We start from the raw sequence: 6,780 nt of genomic DNA, 5'->3' as shown, positions 1-6,780 counted from the left end.
AGGGGGGACCCTGTGGGAGAGTAGGACGCCGCCGAACAATCATTCACAGAGAACCCCCATCCGGGAAACCGGATGGGGGTTCTTTGCATTTCCGGTGACGTATCGTCGGGGCATGGACGATCAGACAGCGGTCATTGCGAACAGTGTGCTCCGCCCCGAGCAGCGCGACGGCGCCCTGCGCGTTCTGGCGGACGCCCAAGCGGTGGACGGCCGGGCTGCCGTGTCCGAGCAGGGCCGGCTTCGGCTGCGTTCCTCGGATACGCCGCGCCCCGGCGTGAGCCACTTCATCGAGAGTGAGGACGCCACCGCCGTCGGTTACGGACAGCTCGAAGTCCAGGAGGGCTCCGCCGCCAATCCCGCCGCGAACCCCGCCGCCGAGCTGGTGGTCGACCCGGCCGCCCGCGGCCGCGGTCTGGCCCGGCCGCTGGTGGACGCGGTGCTGGCACAGGCCCACCGGGCCGGCCGCGACGCGGTGGACTTCTGGGTGCACGGCGGTCACCCGGCGGCCCGGCACCTGGCCGGCCGGTACGGGGCCGAGCTGGTCCGCGAGCTGCGGCAGATGCGCCGCACCGGGCCGCAGACCGAGGCCGTCGCCGTCCCCGAGGGCGTCGAGCTCCGGACCTTCCGCCCCGGCAAGGACGACGCCGAGTGGCTGCGGTTGAACGCGCTGGCCTTCGCCCACCACCCGGAGCAGGGCTCCTGGACGGAGCGGGACCTGGCCGAGCGGCTGGCCGAGCCCTGGTTCGATCCGGCCGGTTTCTTCCTCGCGACCCGGGGCGGCAAGGTGGTCGGCTTCCACTGGACCAAGGTGCACCCGGCCACCGCCACCGAGCCGGCGCTCGGCGAGGTCTACGTGGTCGGGGTGGACCCGGCGGAGCAGGGCAGCGGTCTCGGCCGTGCCCTGACCGCTGCCGGTCTGCGTCACCTGACCGGTTCGGACGCCGGCGAGCACGGACTGGAGACGGTCCTGCTCTACGTCGACGCCGACAATCCGGCCGCGGTGCGGGTATATGAACGACTGGGGTTCACCATCCACGAGGTGGACCTCATGTACCGCGTCCAGTACCGCGCGGACCAGGCGGCCTAGGACCGGACAGGACCTACAGGACCGGGCAGGGCCTAGCGGCTCCGGGCGGTCCGGGGCAAGGGGTCGGACGTCACCGGCCCTTGCCCCGACCGACTCAGCTTTCCTCCTGGCCATGCGGTGTTTACCGTGGATTCAATTGCTGCCGCGAAGATCACAGGATGAAGTCCGTAGTGTCTCGCTCGTGCAGAGTCGACCGCCACGTGCCGGCCGGCCCTGTACGGACCGCGCCCGGCGGGTGGGCGTTGGCCCTGGGCGAGGACGACGGCCCGCAGAGCCATTCGCGTCCGGACGACGTCCTGCTGCTGGAGGAGCTGGAGCCCATGAGCATCCCCCGCCCCGTCTCTGCCTCGCTGTCCCCGCCGGCCAGGATGTCCGGTGCGCTGGGGATACCGCCCGAGCTGCCGGCCGAGGACGAGCAGGAGTTCGACGCACTGCCGCAGGGCCGCTTCCTGGACCGCGAGCGCAGTTGGCTGGCGTTCAACGAGCGGGTCCTGGAACTGGCCGAGGACCCTGGGATCCCGCTGCTGGAGCGGGCCAAGTTCCTCGCCATCTTCGCGAGCAACCTGGACGAGTTCTTCATGGTCCGGGTGGCCGGGCTGAAGCGCCGGATCGCGACGGGCGTCGCCCAGCGCAGCGCGTCCGGCCTCCAGCCGCGCGAGGTGCTGGACCTGATCTGGACCCGCTCGCGCGAGCTGATGGCGCGGCACGCCGCCGCCTTCCAGCAGGAGGTGCTGCCGGACCTCGCCACCGAGGGCGTCGAGGTGGTCCGCTGGCCGGAGCTGGCCGAGAAGGAGCAGGCCCGGCTGCACACCCTGTTCCGGCAGAAGATCTTCCCGGTCCTCACCCCGCTGGCGGTCGACCCGGCGCACCCCTTCCCGTACATATCGGGGCTCTCGCTCAACCTGGCCGTGGTGGTGCGCAACCCGGTGTCGGGGCACAAGCACTTCGCCCGGGTGAAGGTGCCGCAGTCGCTGGCCCGCTTCCTGGAGGCCTCGCCGCAGCGTTACGTCCCGCTGGAGGACGTGATGGGCGCGCACCTGGAGGAGCTGTTCCCGGGCATGGAGGTGCTCGCCCACCACGCCTTCCGGGTGACCCGCAACGAGGACCTGGAGGTGGAGGAGGACGACACCGAGAACATCCTCAAGGCCCTGGAGAAGGAGCTGATGCGGCGGCGTTTCGGCCCGCCGGTGCGGCTGGAGGTCGAGGAGTCGATCGATCCCTACATCCTGGACCTGCTGGTGCGGGAGCTGAACATCACCGAGGCGGAGGTCTTCCCGCTGCCCGGTCCGCTCGACCTGACCGGTCTGTTCGGGATCGCCGAACTGGACCGCCCGGAGCTGAAATACCCGAAGTTCGTGGCGGGCACCGCCCGCGGGCTGACGGACGTCGAGTCGGCGTCCCAGCCGGACATCTTCGCCGCGATGCGCGAGCGGGACGTCCTGCTGCACCACCCGTACGACAGTTTCTCCACCTCGGTGCAGGCCTTCCTGGAGCAGGCCGCCGCCGACCCGGACGTCCTGGCGATCAAGCAGACGCTGTACCGCACCTCCGGCGACTCGCCGATCGTGGACGCGCTGATAGACGCGGCGGAGTCGGGCAAGCAGGTGCTGGTCCTGGTCGAGATCAAGGCGCGCTTCGACGAGCAGGCCAACATCAAGTGGGCCCGCAAGCTGGAGGAGGCCGGCTGCCACGTGGTCTACGGCCTGGTCGGGCTGAAGACGCACTGCAAGCTGTCGCTGGTGGTCCGGCAGGAGGGTGACACCCTGCGCCGCTACTCGCACGTCGGCACCGGCAACTACCACCCGAAGACCGCCCGGCTGTACGAGGACCTGGGGCTGCTGACCTCGGACCCGCAGGTCGGCGCCGACCTCTCGGACCTCTTCAACCGGCTGTCCGGCTACTCGCGCCGGGAGTCCTACCGCCGCCTGCTGACCGCCCCGCGCGGCCTGCGCGACGGGCTGGTCTCCCGGATCCACAACGAGATCGCCCACCACCGGGCCGGCCGGCCGGCGTACGTGAAGCTCAAGGTCAACTCGATCGTCGACGAGGCCGTGATCGACGCGCTGTACCGGGCCTCGCAGGCCGGCGTGCCGGTCGACGTCTGGGTGCGCGGGATCTGTGCGATCCGGCCGGGCGTGCCGGGGCTGAGCGAGAACGTCCGGGTCCGCAGCATCCTGGGCCGCTTCCTGGAGCACTCCCGGGTCTTCGTGTTCGGCAACAACAGCGATCCGGAGGTCTGGATCGGCAGCGCCGACATGATGCACCGCAACCTGGACCGCCGGATCGAGGCGCTGATGCGGATCACCGACCCGGCCCACCGGGCCGAGCTGTCCGGCCTGATCGACCTCGGGATGTCGGACGAGACCGAGTCCTGGCACCTGGGGCAGGACGGCACGTGGACCCGCCACTCGCAGGACGCCGAGGGCCGGCCGCTGCGGCACGTCCAGGATCTGCTGATCGACTCGCGCCTGCGCCGCCGGGCCGCCGCCTCGCGCTGACGCGACCACTGATGCGAGCCGCTGGAACCGCAGGGGACCGGTTCCAGCGGTCGGCCACCAGCCCCGGGGGGACGAACCCGGGGGAACGGGGATCTACCACGCCATGACCGATGCGCCGATGACGGCCCAGGCGGCCGCCACCACGACCGCCGGGGACATCCTCTCCAGCCACCTCACCGCCCAGGCCGGCGCGTTCCTGCGCGCCCTGCCGCTGACGGTGGGCGAGGTCGGCGCCAGACCGGGGACGGCCGCGGTCGTCCCGGCGGCCGGTACCGCCGACCTGCTGCGGGCGGTCCGGCGGATCGGCGGGCTGCTGCACACCTTCGGCTCCGTCTTCGAGCAGGCCTGGGCCCAGGAGTCGCGCACCGAGCTGCGCTGGCTGCTGAACCTGCTGGCGCTGGAGCCCGGTTACGTCCGCCGCTCGGCCCGGCTGCTGGGCGCGCTGGACTCGCTGAGCGGCAGCGATCCGGACGGGACGGGCATGCTGGCCGGGCACGTCGGGGCGCCCAAGGCGCGGGCGCTGCTGGACCGGCAGCTGACCCTGGCCCGGACCAGGGCGCACTCCTCGGTGCTCCAGGAGCTCCGGTCGGCCCGGCTGCACGCGCTGGCGGACCGGATGACGCTGCTGGTCGGCGATGCCCCGCTGCTGGAGTCGGCGGGTGGCCGGGCGCCGGCGGTGCTGCTGCCGCAGGCGGCCGCCGCGTTCACGGCGCTGTCGGCGAGCGCTCAGCAGCTGCCGCTGCACCGGGCCGCCACGCCGTACGGCGGCGACGGGCTGCGCCGGCTGGGCGCCGTCCCGGCGGCGCGCGGCGCGGTGGACGCGGACACGGCGCTGGCGGCCGACGACGCGCCGTGGGCACGGACGCGGATCCTGGTGAAGCGGGCCCGGTACGCGCTGGAGGTGTGCGGTCGCGGGTCCGCCGAACTGGACGAGCTGGACGGGGTGCTGGGCCGGCACCAGGAGGCGGCGGACGCCGCGGTCACCGCGGCCACCGCCGCGCGGACCCCGCGGATCACCCCGGCGACCGCCTACGTGCTGGGCGTGGTGCATGCTGATCAGCGACTGGAGGTGGAGGCGGCGCGGTACGCCTTCGGCCGCCGGTGGCCCGACCTCCCGCCCGGTCCGGACGGCTGGCCGGACCTCCCCCCTGCCGAGGGCTGGGGGCATTCCCCCGCACCACGGACGGCCTGAATTGCGCGATCGCCTGAGCACCGGGCCGGCAGTGGACGCGGCCGCGACCGGGGCGGGGCACGCCCGGGTGATCCTGGCGGCGGGTGCGGTGCTGTGGCTGCCGGGCCGGCCGAAGAAGAGCGGTCGGCTGGGGCGGCCGCGGATCGCGGTGATCCACCGGCCCAAGTACGACGACTGGAGCCTGCCGAAGGGCAAGCTCGACCCGGGGGAGGGGGTCGTCGCGGCGGCGCTGCGCGAGGTGCGCGAGGAGACCGGGTTCGCCTGCCTGCTCGGTCCGGAGCTGCCGGCCCAGCACTACCTGGCGCAGGGCCGGCCGAAGGAGGTGCGCTACTGGGCGGCGGTGCCGTCGAGCGGGGCGTTCCGGCCGAACCGCGAGGTGGACCGGCTGGAGTGGCTGCCCGCCGGGAAGGCCCGCGCCCGGTTGACGCACGACCGCGACCGGTTGCTGGTCGACGCCCTGCTGGCGATCCTGGGTGCGAAGCCCGTACGGGCGAGCGGTCACCATCGGTGAAGGACGAGCGGTCACCATCGGTGAAGGAACGGTGGAAGTGATCTCGTCGCGCCCTTGCCGTGACGCAACCGTGACTACCTGACGTAGTTTCCTGTCATCCTTTCGAGGTTCACTCTCCGTTCACTTGTGACCGGCTGTCGTGTCACCTACCCGGCCTAACTTCGGGTTTACCGGAGGGCCGAACGGGCCCCGGACCACAGCAGAACCCGCGCTCCGCCGTCCTCGCACGGCCCGCGCGACGGGCAATGCCACAGAAAGGGACACCCCTGTGAAGCTCCAGCGGAACGGCCGCTCCAAGGCCCTCGCCATCGGTGCCATGGCGCTCGTCAGCTCGCTGTCGCTCGCTGCCTGCGGCTCGGACGACAACGGCGCCAAGGCCGCCGGTGGCTCCAGCGGCTCCGCTTCGGCCGCCGCGGTCAACTGTGGCAAGGGCGGGACGCTGCTCGCTGCGGGCTCGACGGCTCAGGCCAACGCGATCGACGTGTGGAAGACCACCTACGGCGCGTCCTGCTCCGGCACCACCGTCAACTACAGCGGTGGCGGCTCCGGCGCCGGTGTCCAGCAGTTCAACCAGGGCAAGGTCGCCTTCGCCGGCACCGACTTCGCGCTCAAGCCCGCCGACGTCGACGCCTCCAAGACGGTCTGCACCGGTGGCAAGGCGATCGACCTGCCGCTGGTCGCGGGTCTCGTCTCGCTGGTCTACAACGTCGACAACGTCGACAACCTGGTCCTGGACGGCCCGACCTCCGCCAAGATCTTCGACTCGCAGATCACCAAGTGGAACGACCCGGCGATCGCCGCCCTGAACCCGGGCGTGCAGCTGCCGGACGCCGAGATCCAGACCGTCCACCGTTCGGACGACTCCGGGACCTCCTACAACCTCACCTCCTACTTCGCCAAGACCTCCGGTGGCGCCTGGACCGCGGCGCCGGAGAAGGCGTGGAAGGGCAAGGGCGGCCAGTCCGCCCAGGGCAGCGCCGGCGTCTCCGCGCAGATCAAGCAGGTCAAGAACTCCATCGGCTACGCCGAGCTGTCCTACGCGCAGAGCAACAACCTCAAGAGCGCCAAGATCGCCACCGGTGCGGCCAAGCCCGTCGAGGCGACCGCGGCCAACGCCGCCCTCACCTTCGCCTCCTCCACCGTCGTGGGCACCGACGGCGACCTCGCCCTCTCCCTGGACTACGGGACCAAGGCCGACAACGCCTACCCGATCATCCTGGTGACCTACGAGATCGCCTGCGACAAGGGCAACAAGCCGGAGAACCTGGACAACCTCAAGTCCTTCCTGACCTACGCCGTCAGCGACGCCGCGCAGAAGGCGATCGGCGACAAGGGCTACGTCCCGCTCCCCGCCGCCATCAGCGACAAGGTCAAGGCCGCCGTCTCCTCCCTGGCCTGACCCGACAGGAGCACCGGTGGGACGGCCCCGTGAGCGAGGGGGGCCGGGGTCGTCCCACCGGAACGCACCGACCCAGCACGAACGTCCGGGGCA

5 protein-coding genes are annotated in these 6,780 nt (G+C 71.9%); all 5 read left to right on the top strand.

Annotated features, from left to right (window positions below):
• Window positions 1–112 precede the first annotated feature (112 nt).
• The gene (mshD, locus tag AB0R04_RS30395) at window positions 113–1,087 is read left to right on the top strand and encodes a mycothiol synthase (RefSeq protein WP_363376784.1); all 975 of its coding nucleotides are present in this window, start codon (window positions 113–115) and stop codon (window positions 1,085–1,087) included.
• 296 nt (window positions 1,088–1,383) lie between these two features.
• Window positions 1,384–3,585, top strand: a complete 2,202-nt coding sequence (locus AB0R04_RS30390; RefSeq protein ID WP_363376790.1) for an RNA degradosome polyphosphate kinase — start codon at window positions 1,384–1,386, stop codon at window positions 3,583–3,585.
• Window positions 3,586–3,688: 103 nt separating this feature from the next.
• The gene (locus tag AB0R04_RS30385; protein WP_063348288.1) at window positions 3,689–4,777 is read left to right on the top strand and encodes a CHAD domain-containing protein; all 1,089 of its coding nucleotides are present in this window, start codon (window positions 3,689–3,691) and stop codon (window positions 4,775–4,777) included.
• Window positions 4,778–4,865: 88 nt separating this feature from the next.
• The gene (locus tag AB0R04_RS30380; RefSeq protein ID WP_244293631.1) at window positions 4,866–5,288 is read left to right on the top strand and encodes an NUDIX hydrolase; all 423 of its coding nucleotides are present in this window, start codon (window positions 4,866–4,868) and stop codon (window positions 5,286–5,288) included.
• 268 nt (window positions 5,289–5,556) lie between these two features.
• Complete coding sequence (pstS, locus tag AB0R04_RS30375) at window positions 5,557–6,687, top strand: phosphate ABC transporter substrate-binding protein PstS (RefSeq protein WP_063348287.1); 1,131 nt, start codon at window positions 5,557–5,559, stop codon at window positions 6,685–6,687.
• Window positions 6,688–6,780 lie beyond the last annotated feature (93 nt).

Source organism: Kitasatospora sp. NPDC056731, assembly GCF_040687675.1.
Lineage (GTDB): Bacteria > Actinomycetota > Actinomycetes > Streptomycetales > Streptomycetaceae > Kitasatospora.
This window is presented reverse-complemented; position numbering and strand designations above follow the sequence as displayed.

Excerpts from the sequence above, each read along its gene's own strand:
- mshD (WP_363376784.1), top strand. The coding sequence starts at position 113 with ATGGACGATCAGACAGCGGTCATTGCGAACAGTGTGCTCCGCCCCGAG.
- AB0R04_RS30385 (WP_063348288.1), top strand. The coding sequence starts at position 3,689 with ATGACCGATGCGCCGATGACGGCCCAGGCGGCCGCCACCACGACCGCC.